Here is a 25,868-nt window from a genome sequence, read left to right on the forward strand (position 1 = left end):
TCAAATGCAATTCAGAAATTCAAGGCTAATAAATTATTTACTTACTTCTTTTTCGTATTCTTCGATATGATCAAATTCCGGATAATGTTTACGTGCTTTAGACCACATCATATAGATAGCAGGAATAACAAAAAGTGTTAATGCTAATGAAAATATAGTTCCGCCAACAATTACAACTCCCATACCAATTCTACTGGTTGACGCAGCTCCAAGTGACATCGCAATTGGCAATGCCCCTAAAGCAATGGCTAAACTGGTCATTAAAATTGGACGTAAACGCGCTTCTGAAGCTTCAAGAATTGCTTCTAATTTTGGTTTTCCTTGTTCTCGTAATTGATTGGCAAATTCAACGATCAAAATACCATTTTTAGTCACCAGACCAATAAGCATTACGGTTCCAATCTGACTGAAAATATTCCAAGTTTGATTGAATAACCATAATGAAAATAAGGCTCCAGCAACTGCCATTGGCACCGTCAAGATAATAATAAAAGGATCTATAAAACTTTCAAACTGAGCGGCAAGAATTAAAAATATTAATAATAACGCCAATCCAAAAGCAAAAGATGTATTCGAGCTGCTTTCCACAAAATCTCTCGATTCTCCGCTCAAATCTGTTGTAAAACTATCGTTTAAAACTTTAGCTTTAATTCTATCCATTTCAGCAATTCCGTCGCTGATGCTTTTGCCCGGAGCTAAACCTGCAGAAACGGTTGCCGACATATAACGGTTATTGTGATATAATTGTGGAGGATTACTTTGTTCTTCAACATTTACCACGTTATCCATCTGAATTAATTCTCCTTTTTTGTTCTTCACGAACATCGAAGTTAAATCTAGTGGTTTCGATCTGTCTTTTTGATCAAATTGACCAATAACCTGATATTGTTTTCCGTTTTTGATAAAATAACCAAAACGCTGTCCGCTTAAAGAAAGCTGCAAAGTTTGTGCAATATCAATAATTGAAATTCCTAAACTTTCGGCTTTTTCACGATTAATACTAACGTTTATTTCAGGTTTGTTGAATTTTAAGTTAACATCACTGATAGAGAAAACATCACTTTTACCAACTTCATCCATAAAAACAGGTATTTTTTCTCTTAATTTTTCAAAATTAGGAGCCTGAATAATATATTGAATTGGTAATCCGCCGCGTCTGTTTACAGCAATTGTAGGCTGTTGAATAACAGATGTTTTTGCGTCAGGATATTGCTTTGTCCATTTTGTTAATTGGTCGGCAATTTCTTTTTGCGATCTCTTTCTTTCGTGAGGTTCTTTTAAAGAAAGTCTGATAAAGCCAGTATTTGTAGCCGAAGCTCCAAAACCAGGTGCGGTAATCACCAAACTTACTTTTTTCTCAGGAATTGAGTCATCGACCAATCTTGAGATTTCCTGCATAAAACGATCTGTATATTCATATGATGATCCTTCAGGAGTTGTCATACGCATAGTTACAGAGCTTCGGTCATCATAAGGAGCGGTTTCTTTTGGTAAAATGGTAAAAAACAAATAAATCAATCCAAAACAAGCAATTAGAATTGGGAAACTAATCCATTTTCTTTCCATAAATTTTGAAAGAGCTTCGGCATAACTGCTGTTCATTTTTTCAAAGAAAGGCTCTGTTCTTACGTAGAATTTAGATTTTTTCTGTTCTCCGCCTTTCATTAAATAGGCATTTAACATTGGTGTTAAAGTAAGGGAAACAAATGCCGAAATTAATACAGCGGCACCAATTACAACCCCAAACTCCCTAAAGAGTCGCCCTACGAAACCTTCTAAGAAAATTACGGGCAGGAATACCGCTGCCAATGTTACCGAAATCGAAATTACGGCATAAAAAATCTCATTTGATCCTTTAATTGCAGCTTCAATAGGCGACATTCCTTCTTCGACTTTCTTAAAGATATTTTCGGTTACAACAATTCCATCATCCACAACCAAACCTGTGGCTAAAACAATTGCTAATAAAGTCAATACATTAATAGAAAAACCAAAAAGCCACATTATAAAAAACGTTGCAATTAAGGAAACTGGAATATCTATTAAAGGTCTAAAAGCAATTGCCCAGTCTCTAAAAAACAGATAAATAATAATGATTACTAAGATTACAGATATTCCCAGTGTTTCGGCAACTTCGAGTACCGATTTTTTTACAAAAATGGTGTTGTCAAGTGCAATATTTAGTTTAATATCTTTTGGAAGATCCTTTTTTAAAGCTTCGTATTTTTTATAAAATTCAGCTGAAATATCTAGATAATTTGCGCCAGGCATTGGTACGATTGCCAGTCCAATCATTGGTAATCCTGATTGGCTTAATTTGGTTTCGATATTTTCTGGGCCTAATTCTGCACCGCCAACATCACTTAGACGCACAATTTTATCTCCATCAGTACGAATAATGATATTATTGAATTCTTCTGGTTTCGAAAGATTTCCAACTGTTTTTACTGTTAATTCAGTGTTGTTTCCTGTTAGTTTACCAGAAGGTAACTCGACATTTTGAGCGTTAAGTGCATTACGAACATCTGAAACAGTACAGCCGTAAGCCGTTAATTTTACAGGGTCAATCCATAAACGCATGGCGTAGCGCTTTTGTCCCCAAATTTGAACACCGCTGACTCCTGGAATTGTTTCTAAACGCTGCGAAATAACATTCTCGGCATAATCACTTAATTCTAATGAATTTCGACTGTCACTTTGTACCGTCATCGAAATAATAGCATCACTATCGGCATCAGCTTTTGATACAACAGGCGGCGCATCGATATCTTGCGGTAAACTTCTTATAGCTTGCGAAACTTTATCACGCACATCATTTGCAGCTTCTTCTAGATCTTTATCTAAGTTAAACTCGATGGTAATATTACTGCTTCCTTGATTACTTGACGAAGTTATATTTCGAATTCCGTCAATCGCATTAACTGCTTTTTCAAGCGGTTCTGTAATTTGTGATTCAATAATGTCAGCGTTAGCTCCTGTATAATTGGTTCTAATGGAAACCTGTGCAGGATCTATCGAGGGAAATTCGCGGACACCCAAAAAAGTATAACCAATGAAACCGAATAATATAATTAATAGATTCAGTACAATGGTTAAAACGGGTCTTTTTATACTTGTAGTTGATAAACTCATTTGCAATTTTAGATTTTAGATTATTGATTTTAGATATTAGACTTATTACTAAATCTTACTGCATCTTTAAATCTATATTTAAGCCTTAATAATTTTCGACTTTGGACTATTTAACTTTAACTATTATTGGTGCTTCATTTTTTAATGACATAACACCGCTTGTAATTAAAGTGTCTCCTGCTTTTAATCCTGATAAAATCAAAATTGAAGAATCTGTTCTTGTTGTTGCATCAACCATAACTTCTTTAGCCTTGCCCATATTGGCTACATACACTTTTTTACCACTTTGTACAGGAACTATAGCTTCAGACGGAACTACGATTGCATCTTTAATAATGTTTAACGGCAGTTTTACATCGGCAAAAGTTCCAGGGAAAAGTTTTCCATCTGTATTATCAGCAATGGCACGAATTTGCAGTGTACGAGTAGCAACGGCAACTTCTGGTTCAATAGCATAAATTTTTCCGTTATAAGTTTTATCTGAGCCAGAAACGGTAAAATCGATTGTAGAACCTGTTTTTACTTGTGAAGCATATTTTTCTGGAATCGAAAATGTAATTTTTAGTTTTCCTGTATTTACCAGTTTTGCTACTACAACTGTTGGAGTAATATAGGTACCTGGAGAAATCGAACGTAAACCAATTTTTCCTGAAAATGGCGCTTTTACAGATGTTTTAGCAATTTGCGCTCTGATTAACTGACTTTGAGCTTGCGCCGAAGCATGATCGGCTCTGGCAACATCAGCTTCTTCTTGGCTGATTGCTTCTTTTTGCAGCAGTAATTTTGCTCTTCTTTCATTCTCAGCGGCTAAGCCTTCTCTGGTAACAGCTTGTCTTAATTGCGCTTTTAGTTCAATATCGTTTACTTTAAAAAGAACTTGTCCTTTATTTACATAACTACCTTCATTAAAATAAATTCCTTCTACAATTCCTGATACTTCACTGTGAATCTCAATTTGTTCGTTTGCTTCAATAGAACCAGATAAAGACAAATTATTGTCAAACGTTGAAGTTTTAACTACTATTCCTGTAACTGTGGTTGGTTTGTCTTTATCGCCAAACTTTTTTGAGTCTTCATTTTTACCTTTGTTAGATACTATCCTATAAGTGATAAATCCTCCAAAAATAATGATAATCAAGGCGTAGATTAGGTGTTTAATTTTCATAAAATTTAGGTGAATGTGATTTTTTTTGGTGTATGTTTTTTGCAACTCACAAATTTAACTTTTTGTACTGAAATCAATTGACGTTAGGTTTTATTTAACACTTGTAATACAATAAACTTCAAAGCACTGTTTTTCTTGGCTGTAACTGCAAAACTTTGCAGCTTAGATGTTAGTTTTTGCAAAAGGTTTAATGATGTGAATATATTTTGTTGGGTAATTTTTAACACTGGAGTGTAGTTTGTATTTAAAAATCTGTTAATCAATGTGTTATTTGTTTTTTGTTTTTTAGAAATTAATTGATTTTAAAGTTTAAAAGCGTTGTTGAAAAACTATTATTTAAGGGATTGAAAAAAAATACGCAGTTTGTCGAATTTATATTGCATTTCATCGATTTTATTTGTAACATTGATACGTTAGACAAAATAATTAATATGGCAGTATAATCAACGTGTTTTTGTATAATTAAATGTTAAAATATAGATTTTATAGCTTTTTTTAGATCATTAAAAAGAAATATAGTATTAATTGTTTTAACAAGTGTTTATGTTTTTTGTTCCAAATTATAAAAATAATAATAGATGAAGAAAAAAATACTCCTAGCATTATGGTTTTCATTTTTATTTGCTGCAATTGGTTTTCTTTTTTGGCAGAATGAGTTTAAGTACAGTCTGCCAACACCAATTCCAAAAAATTATCACAGCATTGCAATGGGAGCTAAAATTGATTTGTCTCAATGCTGTCCTTTTGATAGTAAACCTGTTTTTTTTCATTTCTTTAATCCAGATTGTCCCTGTTCACGATTCAATGTGCCGCACGTTGCTGGTTTGATAAAAAAGTACGGTGATAGGGTTAACTTTAAAATTGTTGTTTTAAACAAGCAAAAGACTTTTACAATCGAAGAAATACAGAAAAAGTTTGACGCACAAATTCCTGTTTATTTTGATCAAAATATTGCTAAAAAATGCGGTGTTATTTCGACTCCGCAAGCAGTTTTGTTAGACTCATCGCATAATCTATATTATCGCGGCAATTATAACAAAACAAGATATTGTACTGATGCCGACAGTAATTATGCTCAAATGGCTATTGACTCATTGTTAAAGCAGACTAATTCGCCCTCATTTAATGCTTTAGCTCTTAGAGCTTACGGATGTTCGTTACCAAATTGCACTAAATAAATCTATCCCTAACTTAATTTTTTAACCTATGAAAAGAAAAGCTAGTTTGAATGAGCAAGATTACTTGCACAGTTTTATGTCTACAATGACACAAAAGTCTGATACTATTATTAATTATGTTCTCGCAGTGTATTTCCTTCTCGGAATCGCATTGTCTTTTAAGTATGATACTTTTGAAATTGGAGTAGGAGTTGGAACTTTGAATCTTCTTTTGTATTATTCTGCAAAGTTTTTTATTAAGAATTCAAAATTCTATCAGTACGTTTTATCGGTTGTACTGGCTATATTCATGGCGCAGTACATCTATCAAATGCATGGAATGTTCGAAATGCATTTTACTGTTTTTATTGCCAGTACTATTTTAATTATTTATCAAAACTGGAAACTTCAAATTCCGCTTACTCTTTTAGTAGTGCTTCATCATGCTGGTTTAGCGTATTTGCAAAACTATATTTATAATGATGCAAATGGGCTTCAGGTTTATTTTTCGCAGGTAAATTTTGATCTTGAAACTTTAATTATTCATACTGTTTTAGCTGCAGTTGTATTTTTTATGAATGGTTATTGGGCTTATTATTTTAAGGAACACAGCGAAAATCATATTTCTAAAATCTCTGACGAATATGAACTGGAAAATATGAAGCTTGCATCGGCTAAATACAGTTCATTATCAGCAACCAAAGAGTACAATGATTTTATTCATAGAACAACTTTAGATTTAAAACTTCCAGTAACTTCAGTGCTAAAATTAATTGATGTTTCAAAAGGACATACTGACAATGATCAAATTTTGACTTATTTGGATATGATGCGAGAAAGTGCTAAAAAAATTGATGATCTCGTAAACGATATTCATGTAAAATCAACTAATACAAGAAAGTAAAAAGCACAAAATAATTTCCAAAAATGAAAAGACTCTCGAAAGGTATTTTAAAAACAGGTTTTTAGAGAGTTTCTTTTACAAGCAAAAAAACTCATGCCAATTAATTTTTAATATAAAATTTTATGGAGACCAGAACTACACGCCCGACTCCTTCAGACAGAGAAGTCGATTGGAATAAAAGCAAAGTATTGCTTAGCAAAACAGATAAAAACGGAACTATTTTGTATGCCAATGAAGATTTTATCGATGTTTCTGGCTATGATGAGTTTGAATTAATCGGACAGCCTCACAATATTGTGAGGCATCCTGATATGCCTAAGGTGATTTTTAAATTTTTATGGGACAGCATTAAATCCAGCCAAAATATTCATGTTGTTTTAAAAAACATGGCAAAAACAGGTCGCTATTATTGGGTTGTCACCGAATTTAAAATCATTGCGGATACTGACGGCGATATTGTTGGTTTTTTCGGAACAAGAAAATCAGTTCCCGAAAATATCATCGTAAAATTCATAGAACCATTGTACAAAAAACTTTTGCAAATAGAAGAAGTAAGTGGTTTAACGGCTTCTGAAGAATATTTGATTGGTTTTCTAGAAGAGCGTAAAAAAACGTATATGGAATATATCGATCATTTAATCGCTACAGGAAAAGATGATAAAAACAAAGTTAGTAAAGGTTTGTTCAGCGGTCTTTTTGAAAAGAAAACTCCACCAAAGAAATAATAAAGCTGGTTGTAGAATTATTTATAACACATAGAAACATAGGTTTTGTTGCTGTTGAAAGACATTTCACTTGCATTAACAAGCATGACTATGTTTCTATGTGTTTGATTTTTTTCAACATTTAGTCATATTAGGTTGAAGGATTTATTGCCTCAGATATGATGTAATTGGACTTACTTTTAATTTAAGAAACCTTTGAACCTTTGTATCTTTGAGTAAAAAAAAAACTAACTGATATAATTCCAGATACTTTTCTTTTTAGTAAGTTCAATAAAAACAGCTTTTAGAATCGCATGTTCAGGTTTGTTCAACGGACCGTCTTCTTTTAGTATTTTCATGGCATAATTTCTAGCAAGCCCTAAAATATCTCTATCACGAACAATATCTGCAATTTGCAGATTCAAAACACCGCTTTGCTGTGTTCCCATTAAATCACCAGGGCCGCGAAGTTTTAAGTCAACTTCGGCAATTTCAAAACCATCATTTGTCTGAACCATCGTTTCCATACGGGTTTTACTGTCAGAACTTAATTTATGTCCCGTCATCAAAATGCAATAACTCTGTTCAGCACCACGACCAACACGGCCGCGTAATTGATGTAATTGAGACAAACCAAAACGTTCAGCGCTTTCGATAATCATAACACTCGCATTGGGAACATTAACGCCAACCTCAATTACTGTTGTTGCCACCATAATATTCGTTTTCCCTTCAGAGAAACGTTTCATTTCGGCATCTTTATCGGCAGGTTTCATTTTTCCGTGCAAAATCGAAATTGAATATTGAGGCAAAGGAAAATCGCGAGAAATACTCTCGTAACCGTCCATTAAATCCTTATAATCCATTTTTTCCGATTCTTGAATTAGCGGATATACAATATAAATTTGTCTTCCAAGTGCAATTTCATCACGTAGAAACTTCCAAACTTTTAATCGGTTACTATCAAAACGGTGAACCGTTTGTATTGGTTTTCGTCCCGGAGGAAGTTCATCAATTACAGAAATATCAAGATCTCCATACAAGCTCATTGCTAAAGTTCTCGGAATTGGTGTTGCCGTCATAACCAAAACGTGCGGAGGAATTTCGTTTTTCTTCCACAATTTAGAGCGCTGCTCTACACCAAAACGATGTTGTTCATCAATTACAGCCAGTCCAAGATTTTGAAACTTCACTTTATCTTCCAATAAAGCATGTGTGCCTATTAAAATCTGCAAAGTGCCATTTTCAAGTTCTTCGTGAATCACTTTTCGAGCTGCAGTTTTAGTTGAGCCAGTTAATATTTTTATATTAATATTCAGAGTATTAGCAAATTCTGATAAACCAATAAAATGCTGGTTAGCAAGAATCTCCGTCGGTGCCATTAAGCAGGCTTGAAAACCATTATCCATTGCCAAAAGCATGCTCATAAAAGCCACAATTGTTTTTCCAGAACCAACATCTCCCTGCAATAATCGGTTCATTTGAGCATTGCTTCCCATATCTGAACGAATTTCTTTAACCACCCTTTTTTGAGCATTCGTAAGCTCAAAAGGAAGATGATTTTGGTAAAATTCAGTAAAAAAATCACCCACTTTGGTAAATGGATGCCCTTTTATTTTGTGCTTTCTAATTAGATTTTTAGTAATTAACTGCAGCTGAATAAAAAACAATTCTTCAAACTTCAATCTAAATTGGGCTTTCGCCAAAGCATCGGTACTTTTTGGGAAATGTATATTAAATAAAGCGGCTCTTTTTGAGATTAATTTTAATTCTTCAATTAAGTACAATGGAAAAGTTTCGGTAAACAAAGCTTGAGTTTCGATAAACAATTGTTCCATTAATTTGTTAATCGTTCTATTTGAAATACCTCTATTTGTTAATGTTTCCGTAGATGGATAAACGGGCTGCATGGCAGAACGCAGACTTTTTTCATGTTCTTTCAGTAACTCAATTTCGGGATGTGCCATGCTGAATTGGCTTCCGTACAAAGAACATTTTCCAAAAATGACACAAGGTTCGTTTAGTTTTAAACTTTCACGAATCCATTTATGTCCTTGAAACCAATTAAGATCTAATTGCCCTGTATCATCTACAAATGTGGCAACTAAACGCTTTTTATTCTTGGCAAATTCAACTGTTTTTATATTGATGATTTTGCCAATAATTTGAACCTCAGTGCCTGTATTTTGAAGTTCGTTTATTTTGTAATAACGAGTTCTGTCAATATATCTATTTGGAAAAAAGTTTACCAAATCTCCATATTTATGAATTCCTAATTCCTTACGAAGCAGTTGACCACGACTTGGTCCAACGCCTTTTAAGTATTCGATAGGAGTTTCAAGCAGATTATTAGACATTCTTAGATTGTTGATTTTAGATTTCAGAATATTGAAGATAGATTTTAGTCTATATTCTTTATTGTTTTATCTTTTAGAAAAGCGAAGATAGTTTTTTGTTTGTAGAATTAAAAATTGAATATTCCGTTATTTAAATGTAAGAAAAAAGCTGTTTTATTTGAATTTAAATTGTATTATTGTTTAGCAGTTAAGTGCTTAAAAAAAAACAACTATCAAAACCAACAAAAGAATGAAACTATCTAATTTATTACTATTTTTAATTGTTTTAGGTGCAAATACAATGCTTTTTGCTCAAAAACAAATTATTACAATTACACCAAAAGTTAATGACGATAATAGTGTTGATTTTTATTATGAAAAAACAAAACCTGGCAGTTATTCTGTTGATTTAGAATTTTCAAATGTAATTAATTGTGATATAAATAATTACAAAACGGTAATTAGAGGTAATTCAGGTACGTTGCAAAAACTTAGGCCTCTTGATAAAACGAAAGGGATCAGCTATTCATTTCGATATAATTGGATTATGGGGGATTTAGAGCCTAAAGTAGATAGTTTATTCCGGTATACTCTTCCTTTCAAAAATCGGATAAAAGTAAAAATTTATGAAGCAGGAAGTATTGGTGAAAAATACTATGGACAAGAAAAAGATCTAAATTGGAAATCTTACGTTGTGAAATCACAAACTCCTGATACGATTTGCAGTATGAGAAGAGGAATTGTAGTCGATTTAGTTAATGAATATGATGAGAGTTCATCATTGAATCCCGAGTTTACAAGCAAGAGAAATTTAGTAAAAGTTGAACATAAAGACGGAACATTTGCAATTTATAAGGGGTTAAAGAAAAATGCCATTTTCGTAAAATTGGGACAGGAAATTTATCCAAAAACTGAACTGGGAATAATGGAAATGTATGATAAAGGCAACTACAGGCTGGATTTTTCGGTTAATTATTTGTTTGATAAAGATTTCAAATCGAATAAGAACCAAACACTAAAAAATTACAAAAGCAATTATAAGTATATAAAGCCCTACTTTGTTACGGAAGAAGGTGAAATTCAGATTGAATCCAAAAATGATTATACTGCTTTGTTTACTGATGCCATAATTACTCGGGAATTTTCAAAATCAGAAAAGAAAAAATATGCTAAAGATCCAAAGTTGTTCAAATAAATCTTTTTGATCTATTGTAGTTCGAATTTAAAGATTAGAAAATAATATCTTTGAAGAATAAAATTCTAAAAATGACAACACACTTAGTACTTTTACGAGGAATTAATGTTTCTGGCCATAATATGATGAAAATGGATGCTTTGAAAACGATGTTAGAAAATATTGGTTTTCAGAATATTCGAACTTATCTGCAATCGGGAAATGTTTTTGTAGACAGCGAAGAAGATGCTTCGAAAGTTGGTTTTATGATCAAACAAGAAATATTTAGAGTTTTTGGACATGAAGTTCCAACGATTGTAATAACAAAAGAGGATTTAGAATTGTGTTTTAAAAATAGTCCTTTTCTGAAGGAGAAAGATATTGATACTAAAAAATTATATGTAGCTTTTGTTTCGGCACAATTAAAAAAAGAGAACATAAACGACTTAAAAATCAGCCAGTTTAAACCTGATGAAGCGAGTATTGATGGAAATAGAATTTTTATTAAATATGCTGTTGGTGCTGGAAAAACTCGTTTTGATCAAAAATATATAGAGAAAAAACTTAATGTTACAGCAACAATTAGAAATTGGAATACAGTTACTAATCTGCTTGCGATGTATAATGAGTAATTTTTTGCCGCGAATTTCATGAATTAACACAAATCAATTGGTGAAAATTCGTAAAATTCGTGGCAAACTTTTTTTAGAAACTATTTAGGAATCAAATCGCAATACCAAAATCCAAAATCGAAAGCATCAGAAGCGCTGGTATCGCAGGCAGTATCTGATGAGTTTTCTTTCTCAGGTTTTTCATATTTACGATAAACAATTTCTCCTATTTCAAAATCTATTGGCTGCGAAAAAATAGGACCATCAAAAGCAAAAGTGTGAAACTCTCCATTTTCTCCGCAAACGTCAACGTTTTCAGGTAAATCGTTTATAAAATCCTGATCTATAATTCGGCCGACAAAACTTTTATCTAAGTAACGCTCGTTTACACAAACTACAATAGTTTTAAATCCCAATGAAATAAACTCTTGGATTAAATCTTTTGTAGGTGTTTTCCAAAGTGGAAAAATGCCTTGAAAACCCATTTTTGCTAATTGATCTTCACGATACTTTCGTAAATCTTCCAAAAAAATATCTCCAAAAACAGAATGTGTAATACCGTTATCTTTTAATTCAGTTAACGTTTCGGTCATTACATTTTCATAGACTTCCATAGTTGGCATTTCTGGAATCTGCATAATTTTTAGAGGCAGTCCAATGCTGTTGGCTTGAGAATTTAATAATTCAACACGAACACCATGCATTGAAATTCGTTGGTATTGTTGATTCACGCTCGTTAATAAACAGTCAATTTTATACTCAGGATCTTGAAGGATTTTGTATAATGCAAGCGCCGAATCTTTTCCGCTGCTCCAATTAAATAAGGCTTTTTTGGGTGTAAACACGTTTTAGATATTTTGTGTGGTAAACTTACAAATTTGATTCGATTTGTTGATGAAACCTTTGTAACTTTGGAATTTTCGCCTTCAAATTTATTTCAATGAAATATATATTCTTATTATTTACCACTTTTCTTTTTGCACAGCAAACTAAATTTGTCGATTTTAAATCGGTTAATGCGCAATTGACTATTGATAATGCTCAAAAAACAATTGCAGGAAAAGTTGATTACGATTTTAACGTTTTGCAGTCTGTTGATACGATAAAAATTGATGCTAAAAACATGGAATTCTCTAATGTTCAAATAAATGGAGAGAATGCTGTTTTTGTAAATACGGGTAAAGAATTACAAATTGTGGGTCATTTTGAAAAAGGAAACAAACAGCTGACATTCAATTATACTGTAAAACCAAAACAAGCATTGTATTTTGTTGAAATTGAAAATGATGATGTTCAAATCTGGACGCAAGGACAGGGAAGATATACTAGTAACTGGTTTCCGAGTTTTGATGATGTCAACGAGAAGGTGATTTTTAATTTAGGTATTACTTACAATAATCAGTATCAGGTAATTTCAAACGGTATTTTAAAAGAAAAAACAAGCAACGGCGATTTGTTTCACTGGCAATACGCAATGGAGAAACCAATGAGTTCTTATTTATTGATGCTTGCTATTGGTAAATACGATAAAACGGAAATGCTCTCAAAGTCAAGAATTCCGCTAGAATATTATCTAGAACCAAAAGATAAAAAACGTTTTGAGCCAACGTATCGTTATTCTAAACGTATTTTTGACTTTTTAGAGAAAGAAATCGGTGTAAAGTATCCTTGGAAAATTTACAGACAAATTCCTGTTCGTGATTTTTTATACGCAGGAATGGAGAATACAACTTCTACACTTTTTGCAACTCGTTATGTGGTAGATTCTATTGGTTTTGAAGATCGAAATTATACCAATGTTGATGCGCATGAGCTGGCGCATCATTGGTTTGGAGATTTAATTACAGCCGAAAGCAGTAGGCATCATTGGCTTCAAGAAGGTTTTGCGACTTACTTTGCTGCTTTGGCAGAAAGAGAAATTTATGGAGACGATTTCTTTTATTCGAAATTATACAATACAGCGCAGCAAATAAAATTTGCCTCACGAACAGATTCTATTCCTGTTTTAAATGTAAAAGCAAGTTCACTTACTTTTTATGAAAAAGGAGCTTGGGCATTGTTTGTATTGCATGAATCAATTGGAGATAAAGCTTTTAAAAAAGCAATAAAAAGTTATTTGAAAAAGTTTGCTTATCAAACCGTAATAACTCAAGATTTCTTTGACGAAATAAAAAAAGTATCTGATTTTGATCTTGATAAATTTCAAAAAACCTGGCTGGAATCAACGGTTTTTGATACGCCGACAGCAAATGCTTTACTGAGCAAAAATAAAGCAATTCAAACTCGTTTAGAAATTGATAAACTTAAAAAAACGCCATTATCCGAGAAAGAAGTTTTTTTAAGGAAAACTTTAGAATCTAACGTTTACGAATCTGTAAAAGAAGCAATTGTAGATCAATTAGAAAACGAAAAGTATGAAGTAAAGAAAACGTTTTTACAAATCGCATTAAAAACAAATAATATTCAAGTGAGACAAGCAGTGGCGGGTTCATTGGCTAAAATTCCAGAAGATTTTAGAACGGAATATGAAACTCTACTTGATGACAAATCCTATCAAACACAAGAAGCTGCTTTGTTTTATTTGTGGAAAAACTTTCCAAATCATAGAGCAGATTATTTGAATAAATCTAAAAACTGGATTGGGTTTAACGACTTTAATCTTCGAACATTATGGCTTTCGCTGGCTTTATCAACACCAGATTACAGTGCAAATGCAGAAGGATTAATACATGAACTAATTGCTTTTTCATCAACTAAATACGAAGCTCCAACACGTCAGAATGCGCTTGAAAAACTAATTGCATTTAAAATTATTAACGATCAGGTTTTAACCAATTTAGTAAGCGCAACAACGCATCATATGTGGCAGTTTTCAAAATTTGGAAGAGATTCCATTAGGATTTTATTAAAAAATTCAGAAATGCGTGCTTCGTTTAATAGAATTTTACCTAATTTAAACCCCGATGAACAATATCAATTGAATCGTTTGTTGAAAGAGTAGAATAGAAAATAGAAGCAAGAAGAGAGGTGCAAGAAATTAGCGGTTAAAAGAAGTCTTTATTCTTGCTTCTTTTTTCTTTAAAAAAAATCAAAAAACAAACCTACATTAAATTTTATGAGAGCATTAGTTATTTCTGGCGGTGGAAGTAAAGGCGCATTTGCCGGCGGAGTTGCACAATATTTGATTGAAGAAAAAAGAAATGAATATGATTTGTTTATCGGAACATCTACCGGAAGTCTTCTAATTCCGCATTTGGCACTTGGTCATATTAAAAAAATTCATTCCGTTTATACCAATGTTACCATGACAAGTATTTTTAATATTTGTCCGTTTGTAGTTAAAGTAAAAGAAGGAATAGATATTGTTACTATCAATCACTTCAATGTATTACGCCAGTTTTTTAAAGGAAAAAGAACTTTTGGCGAAAGTAAAGGTTTAAGAAAGTATATTCAGAATAATTTCTCGTTATCCGATTTTAATAAGTTAAAAAAACTAAATACCGATGTTATTGTAACGGTAACCAATTTTACTAAAAACGAATCAGAATACAAATCGGTAAAAGACTGCAGCTACGAAGAGTTTTGCGAATGGTCATGGATTTCTAGTAATTATGTTCCGTTTATGAGTTTGGTTACTAAAAACAATTCAGAATATGGCGATGGAGGATTTTCAAGTTTAGTTCCCATTCGTGAAGCTATTAATCGCGGCGCAACCGAAATTGACGTTATTATTCTTGAAACCGAAGTTAATACAACAAAAACGGCTATTGGTAAAAATCCGTTTTCATTGATGATTGATTTGTTTAGAATTGCTCTAGATCAAGTAGAAAAACACGATATTGCGATAGGAAAGCTTATGGCAACTAATAAAGATGTAAAGCTAAATTTATATTACACACCAACTAAACTGACAGATAATGCTTTGATTTTTAATAAGGAGGTAATGAAAGAGTGGTGGGAACAAGGCTATGAATATGCTCAGAATAAATCTGAGGTAATGAGTGATAATAGGTGATTTGCAAATTTGCACTATGAAATAACAACATTTAAATAGTATTGATAATGAGAAAAATAATTACAGTTTTAATTTTTCTAGCTTATGTAATTCCTGTATTTTCACAAGTAAGCATAGGTAGTGAAATAACTGCTGAAGGAAATTCTAAGATCAAAGTTAAACCTGATTGTGCAAGATTTAGAGTTACAATTGAGAAACAAAATTTAATTGAAAAAACAGCCATTAAGGAGTTAAACGAAGAAATTGAAAAACTTCAAAAAGGGCTTTTTAACATTGGTTTTACTGAAAAAAATATAAAAATTTCTGAATACAGAATATCCAGCAGTGAGAACAATGATAATAAAAAAGAATATACAGTTACCAATTCCCTGTCAATAAATTTTGCTTTAGATAATAAGATAATTGAAGCATTTTATCAGGAAATACAAAGTGAAAACATTAAAGATTTGGACGTTGAATTTGAAACTTTTCTCTCTGAAGAATTAGAAAAAACGTTGAGATTGAAATTAGTTCAGAATGCAATTAATGATGCTAAGAATAATGCTGATAATATCGCAAAAGCATTAGACGTAAAAATTGTAAATGTAAAACAAGTATCGAAATATGCTTTACGAGATATGGTTGCTTATGATAGGGTAAATGAAGTAAAAGCAGGTCGAATCATGGCAGCGGCAGCTTCAAGTCCTAAAACGTCATTTGATAAATTTGAAGTTGAAGAAAAAGAGCTAGAGGAAACAATAAATATTATTTATGGGATCGCTAAAAACAAAAAATAATATAAAAACATTGAGTTTAGATTTAATCTTAAATCTAAACTCAATGTTTTTTACCAAAGTTCAGCAACTTCATTTTTAATATATCCTAAAGCCGCATTACTAGGAGATTGTTTTTCAAGCAAATCATTCAAGATTACTTCACGCAATTTATCGGCATTTTCTACTTTATCGCTCATTGCAGCTTTACGAATCATTTGAATTGTAGCATTTTTGGCTGTAGTGATAATTGTCCAACATTCATCAGACATATAAATTTGCTGCGTTAAATTATGTTCAAACTCTTGTTCAATTTGATCGATTACGTAATTTTCATAATTATGCTTATCGTTTGAAATTGGAGAAATTCTAATTAATAATTTAGTTAAATTAATACGTTCCAAAAACAAAGTCATACGCTCGTAGGCTTGTAAACGTATAGGCAGAGATTGCTTCTGATATTCTCTATTCAGTAAAAAAGCACGTTTTTTGTCATTGTTTTTAATATGCAGTTCAAAAAAGCGGTACGCAACAAATCCAGTCACAATTGCAGGTAAGGTATAACTGGCTAATTCTATAATTTTTGTAAAATCCATTTGGGTAATTTTTTTAGCAAAAATATACTTTTTGAGTAAAAATCTAATTTAAATTTATTGTAATAAACAAAATGTAAACTTTACTTTTGCATTCAGATTCTCAAAATCTACCGAAAATATACTTTTAATGGATTTATACATAATACTTTTTCTTTGTTTAGCTGCGTTCGCAGCAGGGTTTATCGATGCTATTGTGGGCGGCGGCGGATTAATTCAAACTCCAATGGGGTTAATTTTATTGCCGAATCTTCCAGTTTCAACAGTTATTGGAAGTTTAAAAATTCCAGCTTTTACAGGAACCGCTTTTGCGGCATTTCAATATCTAAAAAAAGTAGTAATTCAATGGAAATTACTATTGATTATGATGTGTTTGGCTGTTCCTTCGGCATTTTTGGGATCTACAATATTAACTATGGTCAGTAATGATTTTATGAAACCACTTTTACTTGTTGTTTTATCATTGCTGTTTATATATACATACGCTAAGAAAAACTTTGGTCAGCATGTTGCGAAAGACCATTCAGAAACCACTCAGATAATTTATGCAGTTGTAATCAGCACAATTGTTGGTTTTTATGACGGTTTTATTGGTCCTGGAACCGGAAGCTTTTTTGTGGTAGCTTTTATTGCACTTTTGGGTTTTGACTTTTTACACGCTTCTGCAAATGCTAAAATGGTAAATTTGGCAACAAATTTTGGTTCGATTTGTTTATTTATGATCAAAGGAAAAATCATTTGGGCAATCGCAATTCCAATGGCAATTAGTAACGGATTAGGCGGATGGCTTGGTGCAAAATTGGCGATTAATAAAGGAAATGGTTTTATTAGAATTTTCTTTTTGGTTGTAGTTGTCGGTACGTTGATTCGATTTGCTTACGATGTGTTTTATAAATAAGGTTCCAAGGTGCTGAAATTCTTTGATACTAAGTTTTTGGTTGCCATTGTTCTTAACTAATATTTTTTTTAGGTTGTATGAACAGTACTTTAATAACTTGAGGTAATGATCTTATACATCAGCAGCAATTGGAAGGAGCGGTATGTGAATTCTGTTTTATAAAATGCCAATTCTTTAGTTTAGAAAAGAAAAAAAATAGCTTCTGAGAACCTCAGAATCTTAGTAGCTTTTTCAATCATTAATTCTTATTTTTGCATCATATGGAGAAAAATTTCATGCAAAAGTACATTGATCAACTCAATGAAGCGCAACGACAACCTGTTCTTAAAAAAGACGGGCCAATGATTATTATTGCTGGTGCAGGTTCGGGGAAAACCCGTGTTTTAACAATTAGAATTGCTTATTTGATGGCTCAAGGTATTGATGCCTTCAATATTTTATCGCTGACTTTTACCAATAAAGCGGCTCGTGAAATGAAGCACAGAATTTCAGATATTGTAGGGGCATCTGAAGCAAAAAACCTTTGGATGGGAACTTTTCACTCCATTTTTGCTCGTATCCTGCGTTCAGAATCAGATCATTTAGGTTATCCATCAAATTTTACTATTTACGATTCGCAGGACTCTGCCAGATTAATTTCTTCAATTATTAAAGAAATGCAGCTGGATCGTGATGTTTATAAACCAAAACAGATTTTAGGACGAATTTCAAGTTATAAAAACAGCTTGATTACAGTAAAAGCCTATTTCAACAATCCAGAATTGGTTGAAGCCGATGCAATGGCAAAAAGACCAAGATTAGGAGATATTTATCAGCAATATGTAGAGCGTTGTTTCAAAGCAGGCGCAATGGATTTTGATGATTTGTTGTTGAAAACCAATGAATTATTAACTCGTTTCCCAGAGGTTTTGGCTAAATATCAAAACCGTTTTCGTTATATTCTGGTTGATGAGTACCAAGATACGAATCACTCTCAGTATTTGATTGTAAGAGCTTTATCAGATAAATTTCAAAATATTTGTGTAGTTGGAGATGATGCACAGAGTATCTATGCGTTCCGTGGAGCAAATATTAATAACATTCTGAATTTTCAGAAGGATTACGAGGGTGTTATCATGTTTCGTTTAGAGCAAAACTACCGTTCAACTCGTAATATTGTTGAAGCTGCAAATACGGTAATGGAGCATAATAAAACGAAACTTGATAAAGTAGTTTGGACAGCAAATGATTTTGGACCAAAGATTAAAGTCCACAGAAGTTTGACCGATGCAGAAGAAGGACGTTTTGTTGCAAGCACAATTTTTGAACAAAAAATGCAAAATCAGCTTCATAATGGCTCTTTTGCAATTTTGTATCGTACAAATGCACAGTCGCGTGCAATGGAAGATGCGTTAAGAAAACGTGATATTCCTTATAGAATATATGGTGGATTATCGTTCTATCAACGTAAGGAAATAAAAGATGTTTTGTGTTATTTGCGTTTAGTAATTAATCCAAAAGATGAAGAAGCTTTAATTCGTGTTATCAATTATCCAGCCCGTGGAATTGGTGATACAACGGTTGAAAAACTAACCATTGCTGCCAATCATTACAAACGCTCGATTTGGGAAGTAATGGTTAATATTGACAAAATTGACTTAAAGCTGAATGCTGGAACGAAGAATAAATTGAAGGATTTTGTAACAATGATTCAAAGTTTTCAGGTTATTGATCAAAATCAGGATGCTTTTTATATAACAGATCATGTCGCAAAAAAAACGGGTCTGGTTCAGGAATTAAAAAAAGATGCTACTCCAGAAGGAATGGCAAAAATTCAGAATATCGAAGAGCTTCTAAACGGTATTAAAGATTTTACTGAAGGACAAAAAGAAATTGATGGTGCAAGAGGTGCTTTAGCGGAGTTTATGGAAGATGTTGCGCTGGCAACAGATTTAGATAAAGATACTAATGATGATGATCGTGTAGCATTGATGACGATTCACTTGGCAAAAGGACTTGAATTTCCTCATGTTTTTGTAGTTGGTATGGAAGAAGATTTGTTTCCAAGTGCAATGAGTATGAGTACTAGGAGTGAATTAGAAGAAGAACGTCGATTATTTTACGTAGCTTTAACACGTGCAGAACATCAAGCTTATTTAACGTATGCACAATCTCGTTATCGCTGGGGGAAATTGACAGATAGTGAGCCTTCTCGTTTTATTGAAGAAATCGACGGACAGTTTTTAGAATATTTGACTCCTGCCGAAACTAACTATCGCTATAAGTCACCTATCGACGGAGATATTTTTGGAGATGTTGATAAGTCAAAATTACGATTAGCAAAACCAATAGGAGGGACACCTCCAAAACATGTTACAGATAATAATCCGAAGCCAGATTTAAATATTCGCAAACTAAAACCTGTTGCTGGAAATGCGCCCGCAAGTTCAAGTACTAATTTGTTTGATAATAAATTGACGGTTGGAAATGTAGTAATGCACGAACGTTTTGGAAAAGGCGAAGTGGTTAATCTTGAAGGTGTTGGAGCTGATAAAAAAGCAGAAATTAAATTTGAAGTAGGAGGTATTAAAAAGCTTTTACTAAGATTTGCTAAGTTAGATGTGGTGGGATAAATATATGTTTCAAGTTTCAGGTTTAAAGTTTCAAGTTTTGGAGCGCAAACTTGAAACTTGAAACAAAAAAACTTGAAACAAAAATATTATGGCAGAATTTATAAAAATATACCCAGATAAACCTAGTGAAGCTGCGATTGCAAAGGTTGTAAAAGTGCTTCAAAATGGAGGTTTGGTAATTTATCCAACAGATACTGTTTATGGTTTAGGTTGTGATATTACCAATTCACGTGCTTTAGAAAAAATTGCAAAAATTAAAGGTGTTAAATTAGAGAAAGCAAATTTTTCTTTTATCTGTCATGATTTAAGTAATTTATCAGATTATGTACGTCAAATTAATACATCGACTTTTAAAATACTAAAAAGGGCTTTACCAGGACCTTATACATTTATTTTGCCAGGGAATAATAATTTGCCTAAAGAGTTTAAAAAGAAAACTACTGTTGGTATTCGTGTTCCTGACAATAATATTATTTTAGAAATTGTTCGTCAGTTAGGGAATCCTGTGGTTTCAACTTCTATTCGAGATGAAGATGATGTAATTGAGTATACTACTGATCCTGAGTTAATTTTTGAAAAATGGCAAAACATTGTAGATTTGGTAATTGATGGTGGTTATGGAGATAATGTAGGTTCAACTATTATTGACTTATCAGAACATGAGCCGGTTATTGTTAGAGAAGGAAAAGGAGATATCGATATTTTGTAGGAGTATTTTATTGATTCTTTAGGTTATTGTAAAATTTTGTGGTTAATTAGCTTGTAATTTAACTAAACCATTTCTGTTTTATGAAAAATCTTTGTTTGCTTTTCTTTTTGTTCTTTACTGTTACTCTGTTTTCGCAAAACATTTTGAAAGGAAAAATTTCTAACAAGGACAATGTTCCGCTCGATGGTGTCAATATTTATTTAGACGGAACGACTATTTCGACTATTTCTGATGCTAATGGAAATTTTGCCATAAAATACGAACCTAATGCAAATAATATTGTTGTGATAAGTTCTATGGGATATCAAACTGAATATCTTACTGGTTTAGATGTCGCGAAGCCGCTGAATATTGTTATGACAGTTTCAGAAAACGCACTCAAAGAAGTTGTTATTACTAAAAATGAATTATTTACAAGAGCACAAAAATTAAAATTATTCAGAGAGTATTTTTTAGGAAAAACAGCAAATGGAAAATCATCAATAATACAAAATGAAAGTGATCTTCAGTTTAAATATGATAAGGATAATTTAATTTTTACAGCCACTTCAAATAAACCTTTGACTATTGTAAACGCATTTTTAGGCTATAAAATAGATTTTGAGTTGGTTGTGTTTGAAATTGCATTTAATAAATTGAGTATAAACTCTAAAGATGTTATAAAGAATTTTTATGGTGGAGTAAGTAAATTTGAAGAAATTGATAACTCGGCTGCAACTTTAGAACGAAGAGAGAAGACATTTCAAGGATCGCAAATTCAGTTTTTTAGAAACTTCGCTAAAAAAGAGTGGGGAATCAAAAAGTTTATTTTATTGAATGATGATCACAGTGTCGATCCACTTAAAAGATTTAAAATCATTGAAGAGGAAGATTATGTAAAAGTAGAAATACTTCCGCAGCCAAAAGGCGAAGTTAAAAACGATAATTTAAAAGATGTTGTAGCTTCTTATAATATTGCTTACAATAGACATGAAGAATCTAAAATTACTTTTCAAACAGATAGTTTTTATATTTATAAATACGGAAATAACTCTAATATTGAAAGTATACTATTTTCAGGAAAAATCTCTGAGAAAAAAGTGGGAGATATGCTGCCTTTAAATTATGGTATAAAATAAGTTTTATATTTTTTTATTATCTTGTGCAAAGAAATGTGAAGAGGGGTATTTGTAAAAAAAAACTTAAATAGTATAAAAGTTTAAAATAAATAACTAACTTTAATAAAGTTATAATTTAGTTAGTTAATTTAAAAATAATGCTATTCTTGATTTATATTTAATTGGTTATTAAAAAAATTAGGGATACATAAAAGCAGGTCAATTGACCTGCTTTTTCTGTATAATAAAGTATGTTACTTTAAATTATTTTGCTTGTTTTTTCATTTCTTTTTCAATCATGTCATAGAACTGATCGATTTTTGGCATAACAACAATACGAGTTCTTCTGTTACGAGCTCTATCATCTGGAGTATCATTAGATACTAAAGGAATATAAGAACTTCTACCAGCAGCAATTAATTTTGCAGGGTTAACACCAAGATCGTTTGTTAATACACGTACAATAGAAGTTGAACGTTTAACACTTAAATCCCAGTTGTCTAACAAAATTCCGTTGCTTTTGTATGGTACATTGTCAGTATGACCTTCAACCATACATTCAAAATCAGGTTTGTCGTTTACTACTTTTGCAACTTTAGCCAAAACAGTTTTTGCTTTGTCTGTTACGTCGTAGCTTCCGCTTTTAAATAACAATTTGTCAGCGATAGAAATAAATACAACTCCTTTTTCTACATTAATTTCAATATCTGGATCATTGATTCCAACAGCACCTTTCAAGCTTGTTACTAAAGCTAAAGTTACACTGTCTTTTTTAGTAAGTGCGTCTTGAAGTCTAGAGATTTTTAAGTCTTTTTCTTTCAAGCTTTCTAAAGATTTTTCAAGGTTTTCAGCTCCTTTAGTAGTTAAAACAGTTAAGTCTTTAGAAGTACTGATTAAGTCTTGATTGTGTTGTTTATAGCTTTCAGCTGTAGCTGCTAATGCTGCTTTTTCTTCTAGGCAAGAATTTAACTTAACAGTACAAGAGTTTAATAAGTCTTGAGTTTCTTTGTTCTTAGCTTCTAATGCTGCGTATTGCTTTTTCGATACACACGAAGTTAAGGCCATTAATACTGATAGTGCGATAACTATTTTTCTCATAGGTATTATATTTAATTAAACGTTGATTACAAATTTAGTTTTTAATATTTTGATTACTGTTAAAGATTTCTTTAAAAACCAGTAATTTCTTTATGTAATACAAGTAAACGATACTTTTTACGGTATAGTATTGTTGTATTTGAAAATCCTTGCGGTGTTTTAGATACTTTAAAGATATGCAATAAAATGAAAAATGTGCTTTTATAATGGCGAAAGTATGTTTGAACTTACCTTGTGTAAGAAAACGGATACCCGCAATTCCGTCTAAAACCATTCTAAAGAAAATCACGAAAAACAACCCTTTTTTAGGCAGGTTTTTAACCAGCATTAATAAGGAATTTCTAAAATTCAAAAAAGTTTTCTTCGGATTTCCTTGCTGTAATGTAGCGCCGCCAACGTGATATACTACAGATTTTGAATTGTACTTTATTATGTGTCCTTCATTTGCGGCGCGCCAGCATAAGTCGATTTCTTCTTGATGAGCGAAAAATGTCTCATCAAAACCGCCTAATTCATGATATACTTTCTTTCTAATAAAAAAGCAAGCACCTGAAGCCCAGAATAATTCGCAATTGTCATCGTATTGACCATTGTCTTTTTCTATGGTATCAAAAATCCTTCCTCTGCAAAAAGGAAACCCATATTTATCAATAAAACCTCCTGCTGCTCCGGCATATTCAAAGTATTCTTTGTTCTTGAAATCAAGAATTTTAGGCTGAATTATAGCGGTTTGTTTTTCTTTTTCGAAAGTTTTAATTATTGGCTGCAGCCAGTTCTCGGTTACTTCAATATCAGAATTTACTAATGCATAAATTTCTGCATCTATATGCTGAAGCGCATCATTATAACCCTTTGCAAAACCATGGTTGCCGCTATTTTGTACAATTTGTATCGTTGGGAAATTTTTCTTTACGAAATCAATAGAATCATCCGTCGAAGCATTATCTGCTACATAAATAGAGGCCCCTTCTGAATACTGTAAAACAGATGGCAAAAATTGCTCTAACAATTTTACTCCGTTCCAGTTTAAAATGACAACAGCTATTTTATCCAAAAGTAATTTTTATTTATTTTAATATTATTTATTCGCCGTAATTTGGCAAACCTCTTAAAAACTGATATTTTTCATTTTCAAAATCCATTTGACAATAAAAATGACTCAGTCCGTTTGTTACATTCAAAAACCGTGCCTGCATTGTCATATTGTAACGTGCAATTTGATCAAAAGTTGTTTGTGATATCTTAACCTCAGGAGCTTTGCACTCTACTAATATATGTATAGTTCCGTCTGAATTAAAAACGACTACATCATATCTTTTTCGCAAACCATTGACTGTTAAAACTTTCTCTACGTTTATAAGTGATTTTGGATATTTTTTCTCGTTCATTAAATAATGAACTACATGCTGACGAACCCATTCTTCTGGAGTAAGAATGATAAATTTTTTCCTGATTTCATCAAAAATAGACACTTTATTTTCGCTATTTTTGAATCGGAAAGTATAAGTAGGGAAATTTAGCTTTAACATAAAGCAAAAATATAAAATAGTTTCAGGTTTCAAATTTAAAGTTGCAAGTTATTGAGACGAGAAGTTTGAAACTTGAAACTTGAAACAAAAAATATTGAATGGACGAAGTTATAAAAATTGTTAATGATATCAAGGCAGGGAATATAAAGCCTATTTACTTTTTAATGGGTGAAGAACCTTATTATATAGATAAGCTGTCTGAATATATAGAACAAAATGTACTGGCTGAAGAAGAGAGAGGATTTAATCAAACTGTTTTATACGGAAGAGATGTTTCTGTAGAAGATATTGTTTCAACGGCCAAGCGCTATCCTATGATGGCTGATCGTCAGGTTGTTATTGTAAAAGAAGCACAGGATTTATCTAGAACAATTGACAAAATAGAATCGTATGTTAATAATCCGATGGAAACTACGGTTTTGGTTTTTTGTTATAAATACAAAACTCTTGATAAGCGAAAAAAAGTAACAAAACTTTTAGCTCAAAACGGAATTGTTTTCGAGAGTAAAAAATTGTACGAAAATCAAGTTGGAGATTGGATAAAACGTATTCTTGCAGGAAAAAAATATACTATTGACCCAAAAGCAAATGCAATGCTTGTTGAGTTTTTAGGAACTGATTTGAGTAAAATAAATAATGAGTTAGAAAAACTGCAGATTATTTTGCCGCAAGGAACTATGATTACGCCTCAACATATTGAAGAAAATATTGGTTTTAGTAAAGATTATAACGTTTTTGAACTTCGAAAAGCCATTGGAGAACGCAATCAGTTAAAAGCCTATAAAATTGCCGAAAATTTTGCGCATAACCCAAAGGAATATCCATTAGTTATGACTACAGGATTGGTTTTTGGATTTTTTATTCAGCTTTTAAAATACCACGGACTTAAAGATAAAAATCCTAAAAATGTAGCGGCCGCTATTGGTGTAAATCCTTATTTTTTAAAGGAATATGATTTAGCTGTAAAAAATTATCCAATGCGAAAAGTAAGTCAAATTGTTGGTGCATTGCGTGATATTGATGTAAAAAGTAAAGGAGTTGGAGCAAATGCTTTACCACAGTCAGATTTGTTAAAAGAAATGCTGTATAAAATATTTAATTAAGCCGTTAAAATTCACGATATTTGCCTTTCTAAAAAAAATACTACTTAAAAATAATAATTACACAATTATGGGAATGAATAAAAATACCGTTTTAGGATGGGCTACTTTTATAATGGTACTTATGGGATTGTTGCTTATAGGTCTTGGCGCTTTTAGATACAGAGATGTTTCAGGCTGGGGATTTGCTGCAGCAGGTGTTGGTTTTTTTGCCAATGCTTGGGTTTTTAATGCATTAAAAGGCAGAGTTTAAGAGTGTTTGCAATATAATTGCTGTTTAAA

General features: G+C 32.0%; 22 protein-coding genes. 14 read left to right on the forward strand and 8 right to left on the reverse strand.

All coding sequences use genetic code 11. The features are described from left to right. Nucleotides 1-33: 33 nt before the first annotated feature. Together ACHRVL_RS09635 and ACHRVL_RS09640 are read right to left on the reverse strand one after the other, a co-directional pair. On the reverse strand, nucleotides 34-3,132 hold the full coding sequence (locus tag ACHRVL_RS09635) for an efflux RND transporter permease subunit (protein WP_089055652.1): 3,099 nt from the start codon (nucleotides 3,130-3,132) through the stop codon (nucleotides 34-36). Between the two features lie 106 nt (nucleotides 3,133-3,238). Next, entirely contained in the window at nucleotides 3,239-4,297 is a 1,059-nt protein-coding gene (locus ACHRVL_RS09640; protein WP_395412222.1) for an efflux RND transporter periplasmic adaptor subunit, read from the reverse strand. Nucleotides 4,298-4,875: 578 nt separating this feature from the next. Between ACHRVL_RS09640 and ACHRVL_RS09645 the strand changes: the two genes are divergently transcribed. The 3 genes from ACHRVL_RS09645 (at nucleotide 4,876) to ACHRVL_RS09655 (ending at nucleotide 7,083) form a co-directional block, all read left to right on the forward strand. Then, nucleotides 4,876-5,475: an AhpC/TSA family protein gene (locus tag ACHRVL_RS09645; protein ID WP_395412224.1), complete on the forward strand. Its 600-nt coding sequence runs from the start codon at nucleotides 4,876-4,878 to the stop codon at nucleotides 5,473-5,475. A gap of 28 nt (nucleotides 5,476-5,503) precedes the next feature. After that, the gene (locus ACHRVL_RS09650) at nucleotides 5,504-6,358 is read left to right on the forward strand and encodes a hypothetical protein (protein WP_395412226.1); all 855 of its coding nucleotides are present in this window, start codon (nucleotides 5,504-5,506) and stop codon (nucleotides 6,356-6,358) included. A gap of 122 nt (nucleotides 6,359-6,480) precedes the next feature. Further along, complete coding sequence (locus ACHRVL_RS09655; RefSeq protein ID WP_395412228.1) at nucleotides 6,481-7,083, forward strand: PAS domain-containing protein; 603 nt, start codon at nucleotides 6,481-6,483, stop codon at nucleotides 7,081-7,083. Nucleotides 7,084-7,310: 227 nt separating this feature from the next. Here the strand turns inward: ACHRVL_RS09655 and recG are convergent, their stop codons facing one another. Further along, nucleotides 7,311-9,419 (reverse strand): ATP-dependent DNA helicase RecG, encoded by a 2,109-nt coding sequence (gene recG, locus ACHRVL_RS09660; RefSeq protein WP_395412229.1) that lies wholly within the window; start codon nucleotides 9,417-9,419, stop codon nucleotides 7,311-7,313. 229 nt (nucleotides 9,420-9,648) lie between these two features. Here recG and ACHRVL_RS09665 point away from each other — a divergent pair, with 229 nt between their 5' ends. Then, a complete protein-coding gene (locus ACHRVL_RS09665) occupies nucleotides 9,649-10,593 on the forward strand; it encodes a hypothetical protein (protein ID WP_395412231.1) in 945 nt (314 codons plus the stop codon). A 71-nt stretch (nucleotides 10,594-10,664) separates the two neighbouring features. Beyond that, a complete protein-coding gene (locus ACHRVL_RS09670; protein ID WP_395412232.1) occupies nucleotides 10,665-11,204 on the forward strand; it encodes a DUF1697 domain-containing protein in 540 nt (179 codons plus the stop codon). A gap of 80 nt (nucleotides 11,205-11,284) precedes the next feature. Here ACHRVL_RS09670 and ACHRVL_RS09675 read toward each other — a convergent pair whose 3' ends face one another. Next, complete coding sequence (locus ACHRVL_RS09675; RefSeq protein ID WP_395412234.1) at nucleotides 11,285-12,028, reverse strand: diphthine--ammonia ligase; 744 nt, start codon at nucleotides 12,026-12,028, stop codon at nucleotides 11,285-11,287. Between the two features lie 95 nt (nucleotides 12,029-12,123). Here ACHRVL_RS09675 and ACHRVL_RS09680 point away from each other — a divergent pair, with 95 nt between their 5' ends. The 3 genes from ACHRVL_RS09680 (at nucleotide 12,124) to ACHRVL_RS09690 (ending at nucleotide 15,974) form a co-directional block, all read left to right on the forward strand. Then, on the forward strand, nucleotides 12,124-14,184 hold the full coding sequence (locus ACHRVL_RS09680) for a M1 family metallopeptidase (protein ID WP_395412236.1): 2,061 nt from the start codon (nucleotides 12,124-12,126) through the stop codon (nucleotides 14,182-14,184). A gap of 114 nt (nucleotides 14,185-14,298) precedes the next feature. Then, complete coding sequence (locus tag ACHRVL_RS09685; RefSeq protein WP_395412239.1) at nucleotides 14,299-15,198, forward strand: patatin family protein; 900 nt, start codon at nucleotides 14,299-14,301, stop codon at nucleotides 15,196-15,198. 47 nt (nucleotides 15,199-15,245) lie between these two features. Further along, nucleotides 15,246-15,974, forward strand: coding sequence for an SIMPL domain-containing protein (locus tag ACHRVL_RS09690; protein ID WP_395412241.1), 729 nt, complete (start codon nucleotides 15,246-15,248; stop codon nucleotides 15,972-15,974). Between the two features lie 50 nt (nucleotides 15,975-16,024). Here the strand turns inward: ACHRVL_RS09690 and ACHRVL_RS09695 are convergent, their stop codons facing one another. Further along, nucleotides 16,025-16,546, reverse strand: a complete 522-nt coding sequence (locus ACHRVL_RS09695) for a hypothetical protein (protein ID WP_395412243.1) — start codon at nucleotides 16,544-16,546, stop codon at nucleotides 16,025-16,027. 127 nt (nucleotides 16,547-16,673) lie between these two features. Between ACHRVL_RS09695 and ACHRVL_RS09700 the strand changes: the two genes are divergently transcribed. The 4 genes from ACHRVL_RS09700 (at nucleotide 16,674) to ACHRVL_RS09715 (ending at nucleotide 21,880) form a co-directional block, all read left to right on the forward strand. Then, nucleotides 16,674-17,441 carry a sulfite exporter TauE/SafE family protein gene (locus ACHRVL_RS09700; RefSeq protein ID WP_395412245.1) on the forward strand — a complete coding sequence of 256 codons (768 nt, stop codon included), beginning with the start codon at nucleotides 16,674-16,676 and terminating at the stop codon, nucleotides 17,439-17,441. Between the two features lie 275 nt (nucleotides 17,442-17,716). Further along, nucleotides 17,717-20,053 (forward strand): ATP-dependent helicase, encoded by a 2,337-nt coding sequence (locus tag ACHRVL_RS09705; protein WP_395412246.1) that lies wholly within the window; start codon nucleotides 17,717-17,719, stop codon nucleotides 20,051-20,053. Between the two features lie 88 nt (nucleotides 20,054-20,141). Continuing rightward, nucleotides 20,142-20,762, forward strand: a complete 621-nt coding sequence (locus tag ACHRVL_RS09710; RefSeq protein ID WP_089055666.1) for an L-threonylcarbamoyladenylate synthase — start codon at nucleotides 20,142-20,144, stop codon at nucleotides 20,760-20,762. Between the two features lie 80 nt (nucleotides 20,763-20,842). Next, on the forward strand, nucleotides 20,843-21,880 hold the full coding sequence (locus ACHRVL_RS09715; RefSeq protein WP_395412248.1) for a carboxypeptidase-like regulatory domain-containing protein: 1,038 nt from the start codon (nucleotides 20,843-20,845) through the stop codon (nucleotides 21,878-21,880). Nucleotides 21,881-22,123: 243 nt separating this feature from the next. On the opposite strand, the gene ACHRVL_RS09720 is transcribed toward ACHRVL_RS09715, so the two are convergent. Genes ACHRVL_RS09720 through ACHRVL_RS09730 form a run of 3 tightly spaced genes read right to left on the reverse strand, consistent with a single transcriptional unit; the run spans nucleotide 22,124 to nucleotide 24,486 of the window. Beyond that, the gene (locus ACHRVL_RS09720; RefSeq protein ID WP_129022476.1) at nucleotides 22,124-22,957 is read right to left on the reverse strand and encodes a flagellar motor protein MotB; all 834 of its coding nucleotides are present in this window, start codon (nucleotides 22,955-22,957) and stop codon (nucleotides 22,124-22,126) included. A 34-nt stretch (nucleotides 22,958-22,991) separates the two neighbouring features. Continuing rightward, nucleotides 22,992-24,011 carry a glycosyltransferase family 2 protein gene (locus tag ACHRVL_RS09725; protein ID WP_395412250.1) on the reverse strand — a complete coding sequence of 340 codons (1,020 nt, stop codon included), beginning with the start codon at nucleotides 24,009-24,011 and terminating at the stop codon, nucleotides 22,992-22,994. Between the two features lie 28 nt (nucleotides 24,012-24,039). Further along, nucleotides 24,040-24,486 (reverse strand): type I restriction enzyme HsdR N-terminal domain-containing protein, encoded by a 447-nt coding sequence (locus ACHRVL_RS09730; protein WP_395412252.1) that lies wholly within the window; start codon nucleotides 24,484-24,486, stop codon nucleotides 24,040-24,042. A 98-nt stretch (nucleotides 24,487-24,584) separates the two neighbouring features. Between ACHRVL_RS09730 and holA the strand changes: the two genes are divergently transcribed. Both holA and ACHRVL_RS09740 read left to right on the forward strand, forming a co-directional pair. Next, on the forward strand, nucleotides 24,585-25,589 hold the full coding sequence (gene holA, locus ACHRVL_RS09735) for a DNA polymerase III subunit delta (RefSeq protein ID WP_089057835.1): 1,005 nt from the start codon (nucleotides 24,585-24,587) through the stop codon (nucleotides 25,587-25,589). A 67-nt stretch (nucleotides 25,590-25,656) separates the two neighbouring features. Further along, nucleotides 25,657-25,839 carry a CAL67264 family membrane protein gene (locus ACHRVL_RS09740; protein ID WP_071637907.1) on the forward strand — a complete coding sequence of 61 codons (183 nt, stop codon included), beginning with the start codon at nucleotides 25,657-25,659 and terminating at the stop codon, nucleotides 25,837-25,839. Nucleotides 25,840-25,868: the final 29 nt, after the last annotated feature.

The organism is Flavobacterium sp. FlaQc-28 (genome assembly GCF_044007415.1).
In the GTDB taxonomy this organism is placed as follows: Bacteria; Bacteroidota; Bacteroidia; order Flavobacteriales; family Flavobacteriaceae; genus Flavobacterium.